Below are 21,999 nucleotides of genomic sequence, written 5' to 3'. Positions count from 1 at the left end.
GTGGCTAAGGAAGCCGTTGGGCTTCCAGCCCGGGGCTGCTTGTTCCGTGATTCCGTGTACTCCGTGTGCTCCGTGGATTTTTTTTGGTAGCCTGAAGGCTAGATGTTTTGGAGTAGCGAAGACAGAGTGAGAGCTCGCTTTCACTATGCTGAGTCACGACAAAACAAACCATAGGTAAATCTTTGGAGGAAATCTTTTTTAAGATGTTGCTTCGCAAGAAATAATCTGTAATTCAGGGAGGCAGCAAACAAAATCTTTAACGAAAATCTCGACTGAAAATGCGCTCGAGTTCCTCGCTTCTGGGAAGGACTTTATTATGGATCGCCTTACAGGCTCGAAATCTTAACGAAAATCTTTAGAATAATCTTTAACGAGAATCTTTTTCCGTGTTCTCCGTGTGATCCGTGGATAAAAAATTTCTGTGAGACATTAGATCTTCGTCAGCCCTTCAATCACCTGTTGGCGGTTGTGGCCATCCTGCCGATAACTCACGTGAATCCAGAATGTTGTGCTCTTGACGCTCGCACGCTCGAAGATGAGCTGGTCGAACTTCTGATCCATCAGCCAACCTAACCATTGACGACCTACTGCCGTGGATGGCAATACGATGTCTGCTGCTTCACCAACGAGGTGCTGACTCTTGCTCACACCGCCCACCGCCTGGTTGAGCGACGGACAACGGTAACCCGAACTGATGATGATGGGACAACCGGCATACTGGCGCAGGGGCTCTAACACATGTCGGCAGAGTTGCTGAAGGTTGCTCACCACCGCCAATGAAGGCGTGTTGTCAATGCCTAATCGCTTCGCCATGTAGGAGTTGGTAAACTCCGACAAGCGGAAATGCTCTGAAAGAATGATGTCTTTTGCCATGATCAGAATACGTTGGTGGAATGAAACTTCAAGATGTCCTTGATCACTACGTCTTGGTAGATACTGTCGTTATATTCGCGAGCGTTGAAACGCAGTGCACAATACACGAGGTCGCCCTTGCTGTATTTCCCCTGGTTGCCCAACAGGGTAGCAGCGAAAGTGTCTTCATACTGACTGCCAATCTCTTGCAGTACGATGATGGACTTGTTGATCTGAGAGCCATCCTGCTTACGGATGGTGGTAGGTTCTGACTGTGAGATTACCTTGAAAAGTTCTTTCATAATGTTTGTTATTTAATTGTTAATGTAAATGTTTTTCCTGCGTTTTGTGCTTTGTCAAGCCGATCAATCAGCTTGTTAAACACCTCGGATGTCTGGATCAACACCCCTCGCAGCACACGCTTGCCCACAATAATGTCGTTGTTGAGCAGAAACGGACCGTTTCCCATGGTGATAATACTCCCGTTCGAGAGTGTCGGTACCGACCGCCTAAGTTTCCTGTTCAATGCCAACTTTAGGTCATATTCTCCTGCTGGCAATTTACGCTCAGGATGTTCACACGTATCGCACACTGGATTATTGTTGATATAGAGTACACCGTCCTGCCCATATTTAGAACATTCGGCACGTATGATTGTTATCTTCATTTCTCGTAATTTCTATATTTTAGCTTTTCATAAACTGTTATATTGTTATCTGTAACGCTTATCCTGTTTATATACTCACGATAAACCCATTGGCGCAACATTTGTCTTGTACCTTTTCTATCCAATCCATGTTGTAAACGGAGGGTTTCTGCTTCCTGCATAGTAAACTGGTTGGGCAATAGTTGCAGCAGATTTCTCGGCCCTCTGCGGTTGGATTTCTCTCCCTCAGTTTCCGCCTGTTCGATGGCAGAAGCAAAGAAGCGCATCTTACACCAGAGGTCGTACTGCTCCGACCAACGGACGAAATCGGCGATTTCCTTTTCCCACTTGCAACCGTTTGCCACGTAGAGTACACACGCTTTGAGATAGGCGATGACGTTAGCACGAAACGACAGGTTCTCATACACTCTGCTCTGCGTCATGCGTGCCGTATCGGCATTTTCTTCTTTCAGTTGCTGTGCCAACGCAATGGCTTCCTTACATTCCACAAGGCCGTTTGCCCGACACAGATTTTCGATATAGGGCTTGAGCTGTTCGTCGAAGTGATCATCATAAGTGCCATAGACGGGCATTTCTGCGCCAATCTCTCGCTCCGGTATCGTACAGAAATTGATACGCGAGATAGGACCATCGGTCAGCACATTGCGGAAATACTGCTGTCCTTTGAGTATCGTCGTCGAAGCGTTCCAGTTGAAACGGACGGTGACACGCTCGGTCACCGACTGCATACCCACGCGCGTCTGTCCGTAGGTATTTCCTGGGTCGAATGCCAGACACATGATGCGAAACTGTTGCTTGCCCTGACCTTTCAGCGCATCAAACTGGTCTATTTCGTTGAGCGACGTATAGAGGAAATGCTCCTGTGCCTCGGCGGTACGCATCACGAAAGCAGGATTGGTCATGTCGGCATCAATCTCCTGGATGACAAGGTTTTCAGGGCGCTTCGCCTTGTCTTTGTTGGCACCCTTTCTGCTCGCTTCTTCCTTCCATGCTTTCTCGCGTTCTAAATTCTCTCGGTCACGCTCCCGAATATCCGCCATGATATGTTTGATGGGGTCGCTGACACACGATTTACCGGCACCCGTTCCAGCCATCAGCACACACATCAGCGTGGCTTCATGCTCCACATTATCTATATAGGGGAAGCGTGTGCGCCACAGGTGGGTTGCCAACGGAGGGAATACCGCATGCGCCACGGCAGCCCGATAGATCTCTGGCGTCTGCGAGGTCAGGAGTTCGATGAGTTTGGGCAGCTTCTTCGGCATCTGAGGCGGAGCATCCTCACCCTCTCCGTCACCATCACAGCGGTTTTCCTGTTGTGCCACCTTCAAGGCTCGCTTCACTATTTCGGGCATCGCCATCGTCTGCTTGCGCTCGCATGCCGAACGGATGGTGGACATCCACCGACCTTGTTCTTCGCCGTAATTGGGCAAGAGGGTTGCTATCCACGATGGGTCGTCGTTGCACAGGTAACGCAGGTTGCACGCCATGGAGAAAATGAACGCATTACGCGACCCGTGTTCAGGGCGTCCACCCAACTGGTTTTCCAGTGCCTCGACAATCGACGTATAAGGCATGCCCTGATACATGATGGGGTACGTTGCAGGCTGGTCCTTGGTCGCCTCTTGACTTGACGTTTCCTCCATCATTTCACACTCTGCCACAGGTGCATTTTCTGCCTCAAACGGGGCATTATCAAAGAGTGTATTGTCAAGATAAATCAAATCATCTTTCGTCGCTCCAGTGGCAAAAAACACGCGCGTCACGTCCTTGGCAGCTTGGTCAAACGGTATCTGCAACAGGTCGCTTGCCCAACGCAAGTTTTCCTCCTGCGAGAGTCCTGCCCTACGGCGGAATACCAAGTGAAAACCTTTGTTGACCGACCGCTCCAACAGCACCAGTCCGAGTTCCTCTTTCTTGTCAAGGATCAGCTGTGGCGCTTCTTTCAAGCGCTTCTCATAGTCCTTCGCCTCTGGGTTAAAATCCACATCCATGCCCACGGTTTTTCCCACGATGTCGTAGCCTTTCAATGCAAAGGGTTCTGATCCTGCCAATGAATAGTTGAACTGCATCAGGCGCAACTTCGCCTTTTTATTGCCGTTGCGGGCTTTCGTCAGACAGGCAGTCTGTTCGCCCGATTCCCTGAGCTTCATATACTGCTCTCTCGAAGTGATGGGGTAGCCGATTTTACGGCCACTCTCCATCTTGATTACAAAACAACTCATTGTCTCTTAGTGTTTTAGTTGATAGTTAATAAGTGCCTTGACAGCTTCGGCTGCCTCTCTTTTGATGGCATTGGCGATATTGATCGACTCATGACAATACACCTTCAGCGTCAGTTGGATGCCATCGTCCTTGGTCTTAGAAACGCGCCCATGCGCCAGTTTCTTGATCAGCACAGACTGCGATCTCCGCCATGGCTTAGCCACGAAGTCAAACGTCCCGTCGGTCATCTGTTGCGCCACCCCGTTGGTGCGGAAGCGCTGCACGCTGTGGGGAATGGGGTCGTCTGGGGTGAAGAAGAAGGATCTGCGCTCGTCGTAATGCGCTACGCCTTCGAGTTGGATGTGGTCACAGTTGTTAAACTGGTTGTTAATGATTTTTTCTTCTGTTTTCATCTTAGTTGATTTTTGCGAGCGGAAACAAATTGGATTCTTGTGCACTTTACCCTGGGAATATCCTCCGCAATGTTCAACTCAGATTAATAAATGTGTTTTAGTTAGAACCGATTCTCACGTTAAACGAGAACGTCCAGTTGATGATTGTAAAATTGAAATATACACTCATTGTTTTCTTATGCGAAGGGGAAAAGAAAACCGGCACCGCGCCAAGGCTTCTGTCCTTCGACTGGTGCAAAATTAGAGAAGAAAAATGGTAGTAAAAACAAAAATCACGCCTGTTTCAGACGTGGCAAGTAAAGACAAGAAAAGACAAGTAAAAGCAAGTTTTTTGTCCATGGATCACACGGAATTACGGATCCACGGAGGACACGGAGGACTGCGGAATTACGGATCCACGGAGCACACGGAGGACACAGAATTACAAGCAACGGCGGGCTGAAAGCCCAATGGCTTCCATAGCCCAGGGCACCGCCCTGCGGATATAGGCAACATACCCCACCACGTCCTGTAAGGACAAAAGTAATAACCTGGTTGGCTGATAACAAAAATCACGAACTAAAAATCTTCAACTATAATCTTTTCCGCTTTCCTCTGTGTGTTCCGTGGATAATAAAATTTTCCGATTTCCGTGTGACATATCAAGGGAGCACACCTTTCCAGAAGCCAATCAGTTGACCTGTGCGTTCCAGTTTTTCACCGACGGCATATAGATTTTGTATTGATGCAATATCTCCCACATCTGACCTTTACATCCTGCACGCGTGATCTTTTCCTGTTTCAACAGGCGGTTAACCTCCTCTGTTATCATGGTAGGCTTTGCGCCATCTATCTTATGCAGAAAGGCTTCAACCTCTTTTTGGTCGTTTTTAAACAAGGGCATGAGGGCACAGACAATATTGTCGGCAGGTTTGCTGATTTCCTCCTTTTCTTCATGATCATTTTGAGGTTCCACGGCAGGACCGTTATAAAAGTTTGCACCACTTTGTACGGTTATTTCCTGATGTTCGATATAGGTCACTTTATCGCTGAAATGGAAGTGGCGTTCACACTTTTTATCGTTCTCCATAAAATAATTATTGTTGTTTGATTGTTTGGTTTTCAATATAGGTGTTCGTGTTCACATGATAGTCGATGTGCGGTCTCGTTGCCTGTTGCAATGATTGCAACTCGTTATAGACTTGTGGAGACGTGTGTTGCAGTTCAAAGTCGCTGACACATTTGGTGATGACGGCAGTAGCCATTTCGCTATGCTGCTCCTTAGTCCAGTTTGCCAACCATTGTTGGGGAATACTCCTTTCAAGAGGTTTCTTTTCGTTTTTCATCATGTGGACTTTCATAGCCAGCAAAGACATAATGGCACGGATTTTCTTACGGGGATAGTGCATGTACCACAACTTTCCCATAGCACTCTCGCCATCCCGTAAAAACATCATGACGAAAACCGACGGAAGCGACGCTACGGCATCTTCGGCTCTGTCGCCATAGTAGCACAGCAGCTGCAACATATCATTTGATTCGGCATTGGCAAAAATTTTCTGACATTGCAAGCGACGCACCTCCGGACTGCCCATGTGGTCTAATGCCTGTTGCAGTCTGTCTTTACCTGCTTTGTACTGTGGATGATTGGGAGCGTTGGTCATCATCTCAATGATTCTGATGATCTGTTGGGTGGTTTCACAACTGATGGCACACCATAGATTTTCTTCAACAGCCGACAGCCATTCTTCCATTTCGCTGTTCCACGGTTCACCGGCTTCGATCACCATTTCCAGACAGTTGAGCATGGTATGAACCTGTACTTCCTGTGGACTGAGAGGCAATATTTTATCATCGTAATCCCAATTGGCAAATGGGCATACCGAGGGCAGACAAACGGTCTGCGGTTCAACATCTGTGACAATCTCCATCCACAGCACCCTGTGATCGCGATCCACCTCTACAATCTTGCCAAACATCGCCCCTCTTCCTGAACTAAGAATCAGCGAACAAGCCTTTTCTCTGTCTGTTCCGCTGCGCACATAGCCCACAAAGCAACGCCCCCAATACACGATGACAGCATCCATTTCTCCAGGGTTGTCGTGTTCTATACTGATAGACATACGCTTCCCCATAGCCTTGTCGTAGAGTTCATTGAGTCTGTTGGCAAAGTCATGGTGACGTAGTCCGGTAATCGCAAATCTGTATGTGGTCATGATTAGGATTTTGTGGGCTTTTTAATTTTAGTGACAAAAGTAGTAAATAATTTCGAGACCACAAAAAGGAAATGGGAAGAATAACGCTCGATTTCTCTATTTTGTGTTTAGACACGCATCTATGAGTATTAAAAACTATTTACATATGACAAGCATAACAGCGTTACAATATAACAATATAACAGTTTTCGTTTAGCAAAAACTGCCGCAGAAAAGAGAAGAAGTCAATTTTTCAAATTATAACATATATAACTTATATAAATATATATATATATATAAATATATATATATATTTATATATAAAATTTTGGCTCGAAATTTTGATTTTGGTTTTTCAAAACTGTTATATTGTTATATTGTAACGCTGTAACGCCATTTTTGCGTTTCACTGAAAAATACCGTTTTCGGCTCTTTTCTTTACAACACCTAACATCGCACCCATGATCCTACCACAACTTCAAGCCAATAATTGTATAGCGCTCCACCTATCTGCCTTATATTCAGCAATATACGATAACCACCAAGATTTATACTCCAATTTCTGGCTTTGTAACCAACTGATACACAAGGAAATGTAACAAGCCGTGGGAAAATTGGTCACAAGCCGTGGGAAAAGTGGAACAACCGATTGTTTTTCTTCGTACCTTTGCACCGCAGTCCAAGATAGGCGGCACCGTGGTTCAAGAGAGAATCACTCATCGCACAGAACATTCCGTCCGCACACAGACGTGGGCAACTCCTCAGTAAGTCACCAGTGAATCCGCACTAAATCCCAAAATTAGGCGGACAACGATGGGACAAAATGGGAGGAACATGGGAACTGAAAAGGAGAAACCGACGATGTGGGAATGAGTGCTAACTAACTTATCAACTAACTTATTAACAACTATTCCCCAGAACCCCCACTGGTCTATCAAACGGGGGAAAACAAAATGGCTATTCTAAATGGACTTATCAAAAAAATGAGTGGATCGGCTGGTCAGTTGACTTTCAAGACTGTCAATGGTCGTACCGTAGTATCGGAAAAAGTGACCAAGGTACGCAACACCCGCACCAAGGGACAACAGCGTCAGCGCATGAAATGGGTGAACATCGTCCGCATGTATGCAGGACTCGTTCCGCTGCTTAAAAATGCCTTCGAGAGGAAAGCGCAGTACCACACCGACTACAACATGTTCGTCCGTGCGAACAGCGTGGCTGCTCCTGTCTATCTCACCAAGGCTGAATCGGATGGCGGCGCATGCATCGCAGCTCCCTATCAGATCACCCAAGGCACGCTGCCCTCTATCTCGGTGAAGGGTACTGGCGACAAGGCGGTGACCAGCATCAACCTCGGAGGTCTCGCCATCGACGAGAATACCACGGTGAAGGACTTCGCCAAGGCGGTGGTGACCAACAATCCGGAGTTCGACTACGGCGACCAGATCAGCTTCTACAAGGTGTTGCAGCGTCTGAACGCGGAAACTCAGATTCCCTACTGCGCCTTCAGTGCAAGCTACGTAGTGCTCGACAAGGAATCGACTGCGAAGCTCTGGGATCTCGTTGACAAAGTGGGATTCGCTGCAAAAGAGGGCTTCCTCGCCCATGGCGAGAACGAGGGCGACGGTGTGTTTGCCTGGGTACACAGTCGCAACGACTACGGCAAGACCAAGGTATCGACCCAATACCTCATCGACAACAACAGCATGTTGCAGGCGTACAAGACGGACGATGCGTTCACCAAGGCGTGCAAGAGCTACGGCAGCAGCGCCGATGTGTTCCTCACTCCCGACGGCAACGGTTCGGTAGCTCCCGTCACTCCCGCTGTTCCCGATGTGACTCCTACCGATGGGAAGTTTGAGGTCAAGCTCCTCGCCAATCCCTCTGTCGGTGGCACGGTGACCGGTGCAGGTCGCTACCCTGCGGGTCAGTCGGTGGAGATTAGTGCCTCGCCTGCCGAAGGTTACCAGTTCAACCGATGGAGCGATGGCGACACCAATGCCTCACGCAGCATCACGCTCAGTTCAAACACCGCCCTCACTGCCTACTTCCAGTCGGAGAACGACCAGGGTACTGAGCAGCCCGGTGGTGGTGGACTGGAAGGCTGAACCACAGAGTCCTGCGGAACGTCCGCGGGACTCTTTAACCCTCACTTTTAGCGTATGAAACGAATACTCTCATTAGCCAGTTTCGTCTGTGCTATCCTCTTCGCTGTAGCTGGCATGATGATGCCTCCGCAAGGTGAGATTTCGGGATCCGTCCTCATCCTCGTTGCCCAGCTTTTGATACTGTGTGCCACCTTCCTCGGCATTAAAGACTATCACAACATCATCAACAGAAAACTATGACTCAAGATTCTAAAAACAAGTGGAGCGTCATCATCAACATTGCTTTGACCACCATCACCGCCGTGCTCTCGGCCCTTGGTTTCACCATCGGGTGACACTCCCTCTCGTAAACCCATGAACCGCCCCGTGTGGTTCGTGGGTGTTTTTTATCCACGGATCACACGGAGGACACGGAAATTTCGTTGAAGGCGATAGTACAAATAGAAAAAGAGGCGGTATTCACATACGGCCTCTTTTATAAAAAATAAACATAAATCACTGTACAATTGATTTTAACAATAATTACAATTATTTACGTTGCAAATATACGAATAAAAACGATATGTTCCAAATTTTTTGAGCTTTATTTTTCATCATGTCACATGACAGGTCAATGACACCATCCCCAAGCGTTACAATATAACAATATAACAGTTTCTGAAAACGAATTTTTTGCGGTGCAAATAACAGATAACAGATAACAGTTTTGGGAAACGGTATTTTTGGGGGTAGCCTGAAGGCTAGAAATCTTTGTGGAAATCTTTAATAAAATATGGCCTATGGCCAGAAATCAATCATCGGATCATTGGATCATCGGAATTTAGACGGAATTTAGACGGAAATAAAATCTTTAACAAAAATCTTTTGACCAAAATGCGCTCGAGTTCCTCGCTTCTGGGAAGGACTTTGTTATGGATCGCATCAGAGATGCTCGAAATCTTAACAAAAATCTTTAGAATAATCTTCAACTATAATCTCTAACCTCTAACCTTTAAACTTTAACCTTTAAACTTTAACCTTTAAACTATAAACTTTAACCTTTAACCTATAAACTAAACACTCCGTGTGCGCATAAAGAAAAATGGGTGTCCGACCAAGCGAACACCCATTTATCTCTAAAAACGATATAAAATCAACTGTTTATCGAACCACCTACAATGTCGAGCAACTCATTGGTAATGGCTTGCTGACGACTCTTGTTGTACTGCAGGTTCAGCTGACGCAATAGCTCATCGGCATTGTCGGTCGCTGTCTGCATGGCTACCATGCGCGCTGCATGCTCTGAGGCAATGCTGTCGAGCAGGGCTGTGTAGAGCATCAGATGTGCGAGCTTGGGGATGAGCAACGTGAGAACGCTCTTCATGTCGGGCTCGACGATGAAGTTGTCGTTCAGAGGTACTGCTTTCTCCTCGCGCTTCTGCTCGTTGCGGGCGTTGCGCTTGAGATAGTCCTGTGCCTCACGCGTGACAACAGTAGTGGTGAGGTCGCGCTCATGGTCACGCTGGAGCTCGCTCTCCAAATCGATGGGGAGGAAGGTCTTGGTGGTGAGCACCTGCGATCCTGCACTCTTGAAGTGGTGGTAGATCAAATCGACCTTGTCTATCTCACCGTGCATGAAACGGCCTCCGAGCTCGCGCGCCAATGCGATGCACTGGGCAACATCGGGATGTTCCACCATGTCGGCATAGTCGGTATGGACCTTACACCCCATCTTGGCGGCTGCATCAGCCACTTTACGTCCGATGGGATAGATCTCAACCTGACCGGCGCCAAGTTGGGCAGAGAGGTCATCAACACGATGCTTGAGCAAACGGATGATATTGGCATTGAATCCGCCACAAAGCGATGAACTGCTGGAATAGACCACCAGTGCCACACGCTTCAAGGGACGCTCTTCGTTGAACACAGTCTGTGCCTCGGCCTCTGCCGCAAGAAACGACTTCAGGATATGCTCCAGCAAGGTCTCGTAGGGCAGCATGTTCTGGATGGCCACCTGGGCATGATGGAGCTTGGAAGAAGCTACCATCTTCATGGCACTCGTAATCTTACGGGTGCTCTGGACACTTGCTATACGTCCCTTGATTTCTTTCAGACTCGGCATAGGCTATCAGGCTTTATAGGTTCCGGCGATATCTGCCATGACTTGTTCGATACGCTGTGTGGTGGCGTCGTCGATCTTGCCACTGCCCAAGGTCTCGATGACTTCGGGAGCGGAGGTGCGCAGTTTGTCGAGGAAGGCATCCTGACACTCGCGTACTTTCTCGATGGGTACCTCGCGCATCAGTCCGTGTACACCACAATAGAGGATTGCCACCTGCTCGCCTACGGGCATGGGGCTGTATTGTGGCTGGATGAGCAACTGGTTGTTTTTACGACCACGGTCGAGGGTCATGGCGGTCACGGCATCCATATCGCTGGAGAACTTAGAGAAGGACTCCAGTTCACGATACTGTGCCTGGTCGATCTTCAATGTTCCTGCCACCTTCTTCATCGACTTGATCTGTGCTGAACCACCCACACGTGATACGGAGATACCTACGTTGATGGCTGGACGGAATCCTTGGTTGAAGAGGTCGCTCTCCAGGAAGATCTGTCCGTCGGTGATGGAGATGACGTTGGTAGGAATATACGCTGACACGTCGCCTGCCTGGGTCTCGATGATAGGAAGTGCGGTGAGCGAACCACCACCGCGTACATGACCCTTCATGCATGCAGGCAGGTCGTTCATCTGTTCTGCCACCTCCTGCTGTTCGTTCATCTTTGCTGCGCGCTCCAACAAACGAGAGTGGAGGTAGAACACGTCACCAGGATAGGCTTCACGTCCTGACGGGCGGCGAAGGATGAGGGATACCTCACGATAGGCAACAGCCTGCTTGGAGAGGTCGTCGTAAACCACAAGGGCGGCATAACCGCGGTCGCGGAAGTACTCACCGATGGCAGCTCCTGCAAACGGAGCGTAATACTGCATGGCAGCAGGATCGGCTGCTGTGGCGGCTACTACGATGGTATAGGGCATGGCGCCGTGCTCTTTGAGCGACTGTACCAGTGTGGCTACGGTAGAGGCTTTCTGTCCGATTGCCACGTAAATACAATAGACGGGGTTGCCTGCTTCATAGAAACTCTTCTGGTTGATGATGGTATCTACGGCAATGGCGGTCTTTCCCGTCTGGCGGTCGCCGATGATGAGCTCACGCTGTCCGCGACCGATAGGAATCATGGAATCGACAGCCTTCAATCCGGTCTGGAGCGGTTCCTTTACCGGCTGACGGTAGATCACACCAGGAGCCTTACGGTCGAGCGGCATCTCAAATGCTCCTGTCAGGTCGATGTCTCCCTTTCCATCCACAGCCTGTCCGAGGGGGTTGATGACGCGTCCCAACATATTGTCGTTGACGCGGATAGATGCGATGCGCTTGGTGCGCTTCACGACCTGTCCCTCTTTAATGCCTGCCGTTGGACCGAGAAGCACACAACCCACGTTGTCTTCCTCGAGGTTCATCACAATGGCCATAGTGCCATTCTCGAACTCGAGCAACTCGTTGGCTTCTGCATTGCGGAGTCCATAGATGCGTGCCACACCATCGCCGACGGTGAGGACGGTGCCCACTTCATCGAAACTGGCAGAGTCGTTGACGCCCTTGAGCTGTTCGAGCAGCACCTGCGAGACTTCGCTTGGTTTTATTTTGTCTGACATTTGTTTTTAATAATAATGCTTGATACAAGTGCCACGGGGGGACACTATTGCTTATTTACTTAACTGTGTGAGAATGGTGTTGAGCTTCGACTTCACGCTCGCATCCATGCGATAGGTGTCGTACTCAAGGATAAAGCCGCCGATGATATCGGGATTTACCTCTGTCTCAAACTCCACAGTGCCATTAGTCTTACTCTCTACCATCTGGCGCATCTTCTGCTCGGTCTGAGCGGACACACGCGCTGCGGTGGTGAGTTTTCCACGGATGATGTTCTTCTGCTTGCGGTAGAGCGTGATATATGAATTCGCAATGAACTGCATCACGTTCTCGCGGCCTTCTTTCAATACGAGATTGATGAAGTTTCGAGTGAGAACAGAAGGCTGCTCACCGGCGGCAACCGCCAGTATGCCCTCCTTCTTTTCTTTCGAAAGCATGGGATTTTCGACGGTCTGCCGCAGCTGATCTACCTCCAGGTAGCTCTTCGCCAAGGTCATCATGTCCTGATAGACCTTGTCTTCGAGACCTTCAGCGGTGGCTGCCTTCAACAGGGCCCGTGCATATCTGATCGATATTGCTCCAATATCCATACGCAATCATCAATTACTTATTGTCATTTAGCAGAAACTTCATCCAGCATACGGTCAATCAAATCCATCTGCGACTTGTCGTCTTTCAGATTCTCGCGAAGAACCTTTCCGGCAATATCGACACTCAAGGCTGCTACCTGACGACGAATGTCGGCGATTGCGGCATTCTTCTCCTGGGCAATGGCAGTCTTTGCCTCATCCAACAAGCGTGAACCTTCCTGACGGGCTTTTTCCTGGGCCTGCTCCACGATGGCGTCGCGGGTCTGGGCTGCCTCACGGAGTATCTGTGTCTGCTTCTCGCGAGCCTCCTGCAAGATGGATTCTCCTTCTTTCTCGATGTTGGCGAGTCGCTCCTGTGCCTCATGGGCCTTGCGGAGACTCTCGTCGATGAAGTTCTTACGCTCCTCTACCGATTTGGTGATGACGGGGAAACCGAACTTAGCGAGCAGAAGGAAGACCACCAAAAACGCGACGAGCATCCAGAAGAAGAGTCCGAAGTCGGGCGTCAGTATTGATGGTAAATTCATATCCATTTGCTTTGAAGTTTTTTATGGATTACATGAACACGCAAAGTGCGCAAACTACAACGGCAAACAGGGCAACACCCTCTACGAAGGCTGCTGTCAGAATCATGTTTGTACGGATAGTACCTGCTGCTTCGGGCTGACGGGCAATAGCGTCCATAGCGCTTCCACCAATACGACCGATACCGAGACCGGCTCCAATAGCTGCAATACCTGCGCCGAGACCGGCACCAAACTTAGCGAGACCAGCACCTGCGGCTGCCTGTAAAATCAATGATAACATAATCTTAAATTTTTTAAATGGGTTATACTTATTTTTTTATTGTTTACTTTTTTTCTTTAGAGAATGTGTTTATCCTTCATGGTGTTCGGGGTGAGCCAGTCCGATAAATACTGCACTCAACATGGTGAACACGTATGCCTGGATGAATGCCACAAGAAACTCAAGGCAGTTCATGAAGAGCATCATGACGAAGCTCAGCACGGTAAGTCCACTTCCCAAAACAGCATTGAGTGACCATCCGATGAAGATGATGGCTGTGAAGGAGAGGATAATGGCATGGCCTGCCATCATGTTGGCAAACAAACGGATCATCAGCGCGAAGGGCTTGGTGAGAATGCCGAAGAGTTCGATGACTGGCATAATAGCCACGGGATAAGCCTTGAGGAATGCAGGCACGTCGGGCCAGAAGATTTCCTTCCAGTATTCCTTATTGCCAAACAGGTTGATTGCCAACATGGTGCACAGGGCAAGGAAGAAGGTGACGTTGATATTTCCCGTCACATTGGCGCCACCGGGGAATACCGGCAACAAGCCCAACAGGTTGGTGATCAGAATGAAGAAGAACGCTGTCAGCAGATAAGGGGCATAGGGACGATAGTGCTTCTCGCCGATGGAGTCCTTGATGAGGTCGTCGTGGATGGTCATGACCAGCATTTCCATCATGCCGACAAAGCCTCTGGGGCTCTCACGCGTCACATCGTGCTTCTTGTACCAACGGGCGCAACTGAGGAAGATGGCGAGCATGACAAATACTACAATCCATATCTGAAGCACACTCTTGGTGATGCTCAAATCCCAAGGACGCACGCTACTACCGTCGGAAAGCCGCTCATAAATCTTACCGTTCTTCGCCTCGTTGAAATAGAAGCCTTGGTAATCGTGACCTTCTTCGGCAGCCTCTTCGATGCGAGAGGAACTGAAACAATGCCATGCTCCCGTTGCCTCACTTCTCACAATGACCGGCAGGGGAATGCTGACATGGGTCTTCCCGAATGTGGTAATGTGCCATTCGTAGGCGTCTGCCATGTGGCCCAACACGATTTCCTTCACGTCAACGCTATTAGACGCTGTCGCATTGACAGGGGACGAAAGCCCAAGTAACAGTAGAAGACTTACGAGTAAATATTTCATTTTCTTTATTTTATGCATTTCGATGAATCTTTTTCTCCACCCTCACAAAGTAAAGGGTATCGTAAATGAGCAGCACAAGGTAATAGACAAGGAAGAGGAAGACGAAGAAGCGAATCTGCATCTCGTCGTCGGCAAGAAACAGATAGATCAGCACGGTGGCAATGCCTGCTATCATACGCAAGCCAGATGCTGCAAGATAGAACGTCGGCAGACTGGCTGATGAACTGGATGCCACCGCACGCCAAGCCAAACCGTAGGTCAGGCTGGCGAACACTTGGAAACCTGCAGCAACGGCAAGGGGCACGCCTATCATCGAAAGGCTTCCCCATACACCGGCACTCAACAGGGCCAGAACAGTCATCACTGCGATGATTGTCAGGCTCTGAATGATATAGGTGACTGCAGCTTTACGCATCATGTGATTTTCCTGTACTTCCGTCATTGGTCTGTTTTCCTTATGCATTGAGTTCTACACAAAGTGCCACCTCATTCTTCTGCACTTCAACAAAACCGCCGGCAACAGCCAGTTGGCTTTTCACACCGTCTGACTTCGCATAGACTACGGTTCCTTCTGTCAGCGCAGAGATAATCGGGGCGTGGTTGGTCAGTATTTCAAACTGGCCCAAGACACCAGGAACGAGAACGCTCTGAACATCGCCCTCAAACTCGATTTTCTGGGGAGAAACTATTTTCAACTTCAACATACGAATTATCCTTTAGCAGCTTCCAACAGTTTTTTGGCCTTTGCCTTCGCATCTTCAATAGTTCCTACATTGAGGAAGGCCTGCTCTGGAAGATCGTCAACCTCACCGTCAAGAATGGCATTGAAACCCTTGATGGTCTCTTCGATGGGCACCATCACACCTGGCAGACCAGTGAACTGCTCGGCTACTGAGAATGGCTGAGAGAGGAAACGCTGCACGCGACGTGCGCGGTTTACGGTCTGCTTATCCTCGTCGGAGAGTTCGTCCATACCAAGGATGGCGATGATGTCTTGCAATTCTTTATAGCGCTGCAGGATCTCCTTCACGCGCTGGGCACACTCATAATGCTCTTTGCCCACAACGAGTGGGTCGAGGATTCGTGAGGTACTTCCCAGAGGATCTACGGCAGGATAGATACCAAGTTCGGCAATCTTACGGTCAAGCACGGTTGTGGCGTCAAGGTGGGTAAACGTAGTTGCTGGAGCAGGGTCGGTCAAGTCGTCGGCAGGCACGTAAACAGCCTGTACGGAAGTGATAGAACCTTTCTTGGTAGAGGTGATGCGCTCCTGCATGGATCCCATTTCAGAGGCAAGCGTAGGCTGATAACCTACGGCTGAAGGCATACGGCCCAACAGGGCAGACACCTCGGAACCAGCCTGAGTGAAACGGAAGATATTGTCGATAAAGAACAAAATATCGCTTGCACCGCCATCCTTACTGCCGCCATCGCGGAAGCCTTCTGCAACGGTCAGACCAGAAAGGGCTACGGATGCACGAGCACCCGGTGGTTCGTTCATCTGACCATACACAAGGGTGGCCTGACTCTTTTTCAGTTCTTCAGGGTCAACCAGCGAGAGATCCCATTTGCCTTCGTCCATGGCCTTGCGGAACTTGTCGCCGTAACGGATAACGCCAGACTCAATCATCTCGCGGATCAGGTCGTTACCCTCACGGGTACGCTCTCCTACTCCGGCGAATACAGAGAATCCGTTGTGCCCCTTGGCGATATTGTTGATGAGCTCCATGATCAGCACGGTCTTACCTACACCAGCACCACCGAAAAGTCCAATCTTACCACCTTTAAGGTAGGGTTCCAACAGGTCGATGACCTTGATACCCGTGGCAAGTATCTCCTTGGTGGTAGAAAGTTCTTCAAACTTAGGAGCCTCACGGTGAATGGGGTAAGCACCCTCCATCGCGAGCTGTTTCATACCATCAATCGGCTGGCCGATAACATTGAGCATACGGCCTTTGATCTGTTCGCCCGAAGGCATCAAAATAGGAGAACCCATCGGTACGGCTTCCAGTCCACGCTGTAAACCGTCGGTATTGTCCATGGCAACACAGCGCACGGTATCCTCACCGATGTGCTGCTGTACCTCAACCACAAGTTGCGTACCATCCTGACGCTTAATGGTCAGCGCTTCATGAATACGGGGAAGCACTTTCTCTGCGTCTTGGCCTTCGGTATTGAAATAGACGTCAATTACCGGACCGATGATCTGCGAAATGTGTCCATTAATCTGTGACATAAGCAGTATTTTTATATTTTAGTTAACTTTATTTGCTTAGATATTTTGAACGCAAAATTACTAAGTTTTTTAATAAAAAAGAAAAAATTCACAAACTTTAATGCAACTATTTGTTTATTGCAACACCTTTGCAACACCTTTGCAGCAACATTGAACAATCACCACCCGTCACAGACGACAAAAGTACACATAAAATAGCCCTTAAAATAGCCCTTGGAAAACTAAAGTACATCATCCAGTTTACTTTTTACCTTATATTTAATAAGGTATGGTATAAGGGAATGGACATATTACAAAATTATTGCACATATTTTTTGTGAATGTGCAAAAAAAGCATTACCTTTGCACAAAATTTCGTTATTTGTGCAATGGACAACATACCAAGCTTCAACTCTTACATCGAAAAAACCATCAAAGACAACTGGTTGCTCGATGCACTGACTGATTACAAAGGAGCCACACTACAATATCACGATGTGGCACGCAAAATAGAAAAGCTCCACATTCTCATGGAAGCAGCAGGAGTAGAGAAAGGTGACCGCATCGCTGTGTGCGGACGCAACTCAGCTCACTGGGCTGTGGCTTATCTTGCTACATTCGCCTACGGAGCTGTCATCGTTCCTATTCTCCATGAATTCAATGGCGAACAGATTCACAACATCGTTAACCACTCGGAATCAAAACTGCTTTTCGTAGGCGACTACATCGTCAAGACCATTGACGAAAAGGAAATGCCAAACCTGAGCGGTATTCTGAATCTGCCGGATTTCTCACTCCACACATGCAGAAATGAAAAACTGGCCTACGCCCGCGAACACCTTAATGAACTCTTTGGAAAGAAATATCCGATGGCATTTCGCAAGGAGGATATTCATTGGCACGTGGATTCACCCGAAGAACTCTGCATGCTCAACTACACCAGTGGTACTACCGGGTTCTCAAAGGGAGTAATGCTGCCCTACCGCGCAGTGTGGGGCAATGTGAGTTTCTGCATGAATACATTGGCACCAAGACTGCCTAAGTTCAGCAAGATTCTCTCTATCCTCCCCATGGCACACATGTATGGACAAGCCATCGAGTTCTTGTTTTCATTCTGTTCAGGCTACCATCTCTTCTTCCTCACCCGACTGCCATCACCTGCCATTATTGCAGAGGCTTTTAAGGAAGTAAGACCACACCTGGTAGTGGCGGTGCCACTCATCATCGAGAAAATCATACGCAAGAGAGTATTCCCCAAGATACAGAACAACGCTATCAAACTGCTTTGGCAGATGCCCGTGGTTTCGAAGAAAGTCAAAGAGCATATCTGTAAAGAGGTATGTGAGGCTTTTGGAGGCAGAGCCTATGAAGTCATTGTAGGAGGTGCTCCACTTAACAAGGAAATAGAGAAATTCCTCGTTGACATCGACTTCCCTATCACCGTAGGCTATGGTGCTACTGAATGTGCGCCACTTATTACCTACAGTGATTTCCACGATTTTGAAAAAGGATCATGCGGTACGCCCGTTGACTACATGGAAGTGAAGATTGACTCACCTGATCCACGGAACACGGCAGGCGAAATTCTGGCACGAGGCACCAATGTCATGTTGGGCTACTACAAAAACCAAGAGGCAACAGATGCCGCACTCGACAAGGAGGGATGGTATCATACCGGAGACCTTGCAACCATGTCGGAAGACGGACATGTGTTTATCAAAGGACGCTCAAAGAACATCCTCATCGGAGCCAGCGGACAAAACGTATATCCAGAGGAAATAGAAGACAAACTCGCATCAATGGCAGTTGTCAGCGAATGTATTATCGTACAGCGCAACCAACACCTTGTGGCACTCGTACATCCTGACATGGACGAGGCCAAAGAGATGGGATTCACCGAGACGGATCTACAAAACATCATGGAGCAAAACCGTCAGCAACTCAACGATATGATGCCTGCATACAGCCGCATACAGAGTATCGAAATCCGATATGAGGAATTTGCCAAAACTCCAAAGAAAAGTATCAAGCGCTACTTGTATAAATAAGAATCATACTAAACTAAACAATCGTAGAAGATGGAAAACGTACCAAGTTTCATACAACTCATCGAGCAAAGCATCAAGACCAATTGGGATCTTGATGCCTTGACCGATTACAAGGGAGCCACGCTACAATATCACGATGTGGCACGTAAGATAGAGAAACTGCATATTCTCTTTGAAAACTGTGGTGTACAGAAAGGCGATAAAGTCGCACTCTGCGGAAGAAACTCAAACCAATGGGCAGTGGCTTTTCTTGCCACGCTGACCTACGGAGCTATTGCCGTGCCTATCCTGCACGAATTCATGCCGGAACAAATTCACAACATTGTCAACCACTCTGATGCAAAACTGCTTTTCGTGGGCGACCATGTAGCTACACAGATTGACCCTGTGCAAATGCCACATCTTGAGGGTATTGTCAACAACCCCGACTACTCTCTTATGCTTTCAAGAACAGACAAACTGACATACGCACGCGAACATCTTAACGAACTTTACGGTAAGAAATTTCCAAAATATTTCCGCAAAGAACACGTACACTACGAATATGAAGACAACGGAGAACAACTGGCGCTGATCAACTATACCAGTGGTACTACGGGATTCTCTAAAGGTGTGATGATTCCCTACCGCGCACTGTGGTCGAACTTCGACTTTGCCGTGAACGTACTGGGCAACACCATCAAAACGGGCGACCGCATCATCTCCATTCTCCCCATGGCACACATGTATGGAATGGCTTTCGAATTTCTATTTGAATTCCTCTACGGATGCCACGTCTATTATCTTAACCGCGTACCATCGCCTGCCATCATTGCACAAGCATTTGCCGACATCAAACCAAGAATCATCATCGCTGTTCCGCTGATCATCGAAAAGATTATCAGAAAGAAGGTATTCCCCAAAATACAAAACAACCGCATGCGTCTCCTCATGGCAATGCCTGTCATCTCCAAAAAGGTGAAACAGATGATCTGTCAGGAAGTGGTGAAGGCTTTTGGAGGTGAACTCTATGAAGTAATCATCGGAGGTGCTGCGTTTAACCACGAAATCGAAACGTTCCTCCGCAAAATAGAATTCCCATACACCGTAGGATACGGAGCCACTGAATGTGCACCTATCATCTGCTACCGCGACTGGCAAACCTTCAGACTGGGTTCTTGCGGACAACCTGTAGTTCACATGGAGGTGAAAATTGACTCAGACAGTCCCAGTACAAAACCTGGTGAAATCTTGGCTCGCGGACTCAATGTCATGTTGGGCTACTACAAGAACGATGAAGCTACCAAAGAAACTATTGATAAAGACGGATGGTATCATACGGGAGACCTTGGTACCATGGACGACGACAAAAACGTGTTTATCAACGGAAGATCGAAAAACATGCTTCTGGGACCCAGCGGACAGAACATCTACCCCGAAGAGATAGAAGATAAGTTCAACTCTATGGCTATGGTGGTGGAAACTGTGGTTGTTCAGCGCAACAACAAGCTTGTCGGTCTGGTTTATCCTGATTACGATGAAGCGAAGAATATGAACTTCAACGAGGAGGACATCTACAATGTCATGGAGCAGAACCGTCAGCAACTCAACGAACTACTCCCCGCTTACGAGAAAATCACCGAAATAGAAATACAGAAGGAAGAATTTGAGAAAACTCCTAAAAAGAGCATCAAACGATACCTCTACCAATAAGACGATGAAAGAGTTTACGCACAAGTCTGCGTGTGTAAAGCGGATTTGAAAGCTAATCGGTAGATAAAAAAACTTTGCGCTCCCGTGTTTTGGAAACGCAAAGTTTTTTTTACGCCAACAGGTCAGCATGTACGTCTGCATTTTTATGTCACCACGCTCATTGTTTCACTTGACGCTCTAACAGCGAGAAAAACAACTGTTGCAATTGGTTTCCGATGATATGTGGAGAATAACTTTCGGAAATGGCAGAAGAAATGTGTTCGGATGAAAAATGTTCACTGATTAAGCGAACCATTGCATGGCTCAACGAAACCGCATCTTCGGTAGGCACGGTCACACAACCATCATGCTGACGGACGCTCTGCGGAACAACATCGGTGGTAATGACGGGAATACCCGTACTCATAGCCTCCAACAAAACCAAGCCCTGTGATTCGCTACGAGTGGGAAGCACTAAAGCATCAGCAGAGTAAAGGATGTCGCGGACACCAATCTTATCTGTGGTTCCCACGAAACGCACATCTGGAATATTCGCATAAAGGCGGCGGCAAGAGGCAGAATCGGTATAAGGACCAACCAACGTCAGACTGGCATTCACCCCTTGACTCTTCAATCTCCGAAATGCTCCTGCTAAAATATCGTAACCCTTACGCGGAATGAAATTGCCTATGGCACAAAAACGAAACGTATCAGAAGGTTGACGTTTGGCATAATGAAAGAAGCGAGTGTCTATCATATTAGAAACGACCTGATGGGAGTAACGCTTACCAAAATACGGTGCGAGTTCATCCACTAACTCCTCGGAAACGACCACTACCCTATCCGCTTTTTCCAACGCTTCACGCAACAGGGGGATTTCCCATTGTCCCAGAGACGCTCTACGGAACTCTTCTTCATAAATCATGGAAGGAAGATGTTCGGTAATCACATAAGGGATGCGGTGGTGCTGCGCTATCAACATGGCGGCCCGACCTGCCCATTTCACGCAATGGGCATGGATGACGTCGGGACAACCATATTGACGGAAATACTCTTCTGACAATTTCAACACTCCTTTCAGCCATCTATCAACATTGGGACGCACCACCTTGGGGATTCCACGTTGGAAATCACGCCACACCTCTACCCCATCCATGGTTTCTACACCCATAGTATATGGGAGAAAGAGATAGTCTTTCCAACCTTTAGTAATACCAAGTTGAACGCGACTCAATATCCGAACTTCATGGCCGAGCTGCTGTAAAGCCTTGGACTGCTCAAGACAGAACTCGCCACCATAAGGAGGGAAGAATGATGGAATTTCAAGAATGTGCATAAAAAAAGGAAGATCGTAAGTTTGTTGGTAGTAATATAATAAGGAGAAAACCGCGTTGGAAATATATAGAACAAAAAAGAGAACGGAATA

The 21,999-nt window shown here is 48.0% G+C and carries 22 protein-coding genes; 5 read left to right on the top strand and 17 right to left on the bottom strand.

Annotated features, from left to right (window positions below):
• Positions 1-429: 429 nt before the first annotated feature.
• The 7 genes from CIK96_RS06245 to CIK96_RS06215 form a co-directional block, all read right to left on the bottom strand.
• Positions 430-873 carry a D-Ala-D-Ala carboxypeptidase family metallohydrolase gene (locus CIK96_RS06245; protein WP_094440071.1) on the bottom strand — a complete coding sequence of 148 codons (444 nt, stop codon included), beginning with the start codon at positions 871-873 and terminating at the stop codon, positions 430-432.
• 2 nt (positions 874-875) lie between these two features.
• Positions 876-1,154, bottom strand: a complete 279-nt coding sequence (locus CIK96_RS06240; RefSeq protein WP_094440070.1) for a hypothetical protein — start codon at positions 1,152-1,154, stop codon at positions 876-878.
• A gap of 8 nt (positions 1,155-1,162) precedes the next feature.
• Positions 1,163-1,519, bottom strand: coding sequence for a DUF5675 family protein (locus tag CIK96_RS06235; RefSeq protein WP_094440069.1), 357 nt, complete (start codon positions 1,517-1,519; stop codon positions 1,163-1,165).
• Positions 1,516-3,744, bottom strand: coding sequence for a hypothetical protein (locus CIK96_RS06230; RefSeq protein ID WP_254047087.1), 2,229 nt, complete (start codon positions 3,742-3,744; stop codon positions 1,516-1,518). The genes CIK96_RS06235 and CIK96_RS06230 overlap by 4 nt, the downstream gene beginning before the upstream one ends.
• A gap of 6 nt (positions 3,745-3,750) precedes the next feature.
• Positions 3,751-4,137 (bottom strand): hypothetical protein, encoded by a 387-nt coding sequence (locus CIK96_RS06225; RefSeq protein WP_094440068.1) that lies wholly within the window; start codon positions 4,135-4,137, stop codon positions 3,751-3,753.
• A 670-nt stretch (positions 4,138-4,807) separates the two neighbouring features.
• Positions 4,808-5,206 (bottom strand): hypothetical protein, encoded by a 399-nt coding sequence (locus tag CIK96_RS06220; RefSeq protein ID WP_094391086.1) that lies wholly within the window; start codon positions 5,204-5,206, stop codon positions 4,808-4,810.
• A gap of 7 nt (positions 5,207-5,213) precedes the next feature.
• Positions 5,214-6,332 carry a hypothetical protein gene (locus CIK96_RS06215; RefSeq protein ID WP_094440067.1) on the bottom strand — a complete coding sequence of 373 codons (1,119 nt, stop codon included), beginning with the start codon at positions 6,330-6,332 and terminating at the stop codon, positions 5,214-5,216.
• A gap of 932 nt (positions 6,333-7,264) precedes the next feature.
• Between CIK96_RS06215 and CIK96_RS06210 the strand changes: the two genes are divergently transcribed.
• Genes CIK96_RS06210 through CIK96_RS13225 form a run of 3 tightly spaced genes read left to right on the top strand, consistent with a single transcriptional unit; the run spans position 7,265 to position 8,754 of the window.
• Entirely contained in the window at positions 7,265-8,419 is a 1,155-nt protein-coding gene (locus CIK96_RS06210) for a hypothetical protein (RefSeq protein WP_144007498.1), read from the top strand.
• 54 nt (positions 8,420-8,473) lie between these two features.
• Positions 8,474-8,659 (top strand): hypothetical protein, encoded by a 186-nt coding sequence (locus CIK96_RS06205; protein WP_094391038.1) that lies wholly within the window; start codon positions 8,474-8,476, stop codon positions 8,657-8,659.
• Positions 8,656-8,754 (top strand): smalltalk protein, encoded by a 99-nt coding sequence (locus CIK96_RS13225; protein ID WP_158214619.1) that lies wholly within the window; start codon positions 8,656-8,658, stop codon positions 8,752-8,754. The genes CIK96_RS06205 and CIK96_RS13225 overlap by 4 nt, the downstream gene beginning before the upstream one ends.
• 797 nt (positions 8,755-9,551) lie before the next feature.
• Here CIK96_RS13225 and CIK96_RS06200 read toward each other — a convergent pair.
• From CIK96_RS06200 to atpD, 9 genes are all read right to left on the bottom strand, one after another.
• The gene (locus CIK96_RS06200) at positions 9,552-10,520 is read right to left on the bottom strand and encodes a F0F1 ATP synthase subunit gamma (protein WP_094389927.1); all 969 of its coding nucleotides are present in this window, start codon (positions 10,518-10,520) and stop codon (positions 9,552-9,554) included.
• 6 nt (positions 10,521-10,526) lie between these two features.
• Entirely contained in the window at positions 10,527-12,113 is a 1,587-nt protein-coding gene (atpA, locus tag CIK96_RS06195; protein ID WP_094440065.1) for a F0F1 ATP synthase subunit alpha, read from the bottom strand.
• A gap of 51 nt (positions 12,114-12,164) precedes the next feature.
• Positions 12,165-12,701, bottom strand: a complete 537-nt coding sequence (locus CIK96_RS06190; RefSeq protein WP_094389925.1) for a F0F1 ATP synthase subunit delta — start codon at positions 12,699-12,701, stop codon at positions 12,165-12,167.
• A gap of 23 nt (positions 12,702-12,724) precedes the next feature.
• Complete coding sequence (gene atpF, locus CIK96_RS06185; protein WP_094389924.1) at positions 12,725-13,234, bottom strand: F0F1 ATP synthase subunit B; 510 nt, start codon at positions 13,232-13,234, stop codon at positions 12,725-12,727.
• Positions 13,235-13,256: 22 nt separating this feature from the next.
• Entirely contained in the window at positions 13,257-13,511 is a 255-nt protein-coding gene (gene atpE, locus CIK96_RS06180) for an ATP synthase F0 subunit C (RefSeq protein ID WP_094389923.1), read from the bottom strand.
• Positions 13,512-13,577: 66 nt separating this feature from the next.
• Positions 13,578-14,639 (bottom strand): F0F1 ATP synthase subunit A, encoded by a 1,062-nt coding sequence (gene atpB, locus CIK96_RS06175; RefSeq protein ID WP_094389933.1) that lies wholly within the window; start codon positions 14,637-14,639, stop codon positions 13,578-13,580.
• A gap of 10 nt (positions 14,640-14,649) precedes the next feature.
• Positions 14,650-15,081, bottom strand: coding sequence for a hypothetical protein (locus CIK96_RS06170; RefSeq protein WP_144007235.1), 432 nt, complete (start codon positions 15,079-15,081; stop codon positions 14,650-14,652).
• A 13-nt stretch (positions 15,082-15,094) separates the two neighbouring features.
• Complete coding sequence (atpC, locus tag CIK96_RS06165; protein WP_094389921.1) at positions 15,095-15,343, bottom strand: ATP synthase F1 subunit epsilon; 249 nt, start codon at positions 15,341-15,343, stop codon at positions 15,095-15,097.
• 5 nt (positions 15,344-15,348) lie between these two features.
• Positions 15,349-16,875: a F0F1 ATP synthase subunit beta gene (gene atpD, locus CIK96_RS06160; protein WP_094389920.1), complete on the bottom strand. Its 1,527-nt coding sequence runs from the start codon at positions 16,873-16,875 to the stop codon at positions 15,349-15,351.
• A 368-nt stretch (positions 16,876-17,243) separates the two neighbouring features.
• Between atpD and CIK96_RS06155 the strand changes: the two genes are divergently transcribed.
• Positions 17,244-18,902, top strand: coding sequence for an AMP-binding protein (locus tag CIK96_RS06155; RefSeq protein ID WP_094440064.1), 1,659 nt, complete (start codon positions 17,244-17,246; stop codon positions 18,900-18,902).
• 30 nt (positions 18,903-18,932) lie between these two features.
• Positions 18,933-20,594 (top strand): AMP-binding protein, encoded by a 1,662-nt coding sequence (locus CIK96_RS06150; RefSeq protein WP_094440063.1) that lies wholly within the window; start codon positions 18,933-18,935, stop codon positions 20,592-20,594.
• Between the two features lie 157 nt (positions 20,595-20,751).
• On the opposite strand, the gene CIK96_RS06145 is transcribed toward CIK96_RS06150, so the two are convergent.
• Positions 20,752-21,909: a glycosyltransferase family 4 protein gene (locus tag CIK96_RS06145; RefSeq protein ID WP_094440062.1), complete on the bottom strand. Its 1,158-nt coding sequence runs from the start codon at positions 21,907-21,909 to the stop codon at positions 20,752-20,754.
• Positions 21,910-21,999 lie beyond the last annotated feature (90 nt).

It is taken from the genome of Prevotella sp. P4-98 (assembly GCF_002251405.1).
Classification (GTDB): domain Bacteria; phylum Bacteroidota; class Bacteroidia; order Bacteroidales; family Bacteroidaceae; genus Prevotella.
Note: the sequence above shows the minus strand (reverse complement) of the source record. Positions and strands in the feature narration are given on the sequence as shown.